The sequence below is a fragment of the Saccharothrix sp. NRRL B-16314 genome (genome assembly GCF_000716595.1).
Classification (GTDB): Bacteria; Actinomycetota; Actinomycetes; order Mycobacteriales; family Pseudonocardiaceae; genus Actinosynnema.
The window spans coordinates 1-329 of the sequence record NZ_JNXC01000207.1 but is presented as its reverse complement, the minus strand read 5'-3'; the positions used below and the strand labels follow the sequence as shown (position 1 = coordinate 329).

Sequence of the window (329 nt, the reverse complement as noted above, 5' to 3'; positions counted from 1 at the left end):
CACATCAGTACCTTCGATCCCATACCTCCATGGCGTTCCCGCCACGGATACTGCATAGTGAGGGACCGAATCGGCCTCGTATTCAGCGGGTCCGCAGGGAATGGACGGAAGTGATGGGATCGTTCGGAGCAGCAGCGGTCGACGGCGTGAACACGGGGCGGCCGCTGCGGGGCATCGCCCTGGACATCGGCAGCTCCCGGACCCGCGCCTGGGCACCGGGCGCGGGCGTCTTCGCCGACGTCCCGAGCGTCCCGGTGCGCCGCGGCCGGGTGACCGACACGGACTCCCAGCTCCGGCTGCTCCGGCGCCTCGCCGCCTCGGCCCCGGGC

The 329-nt window shown here is 71.4% G+C and carries 1 protein-coding gene; it reads left to right on the top strand.

Annotation, left to right across the window (positions count from 1 at the left end; genetic code table 11):
• Positions 1-113: 113 nt before the first annotated feature.
• The coding region (locus OQ02_RS39675) for a hypothetical protein (protein WP_033443840.1) at positions 114-329 on the top strand (216 nt) is incomplete at its 3' end.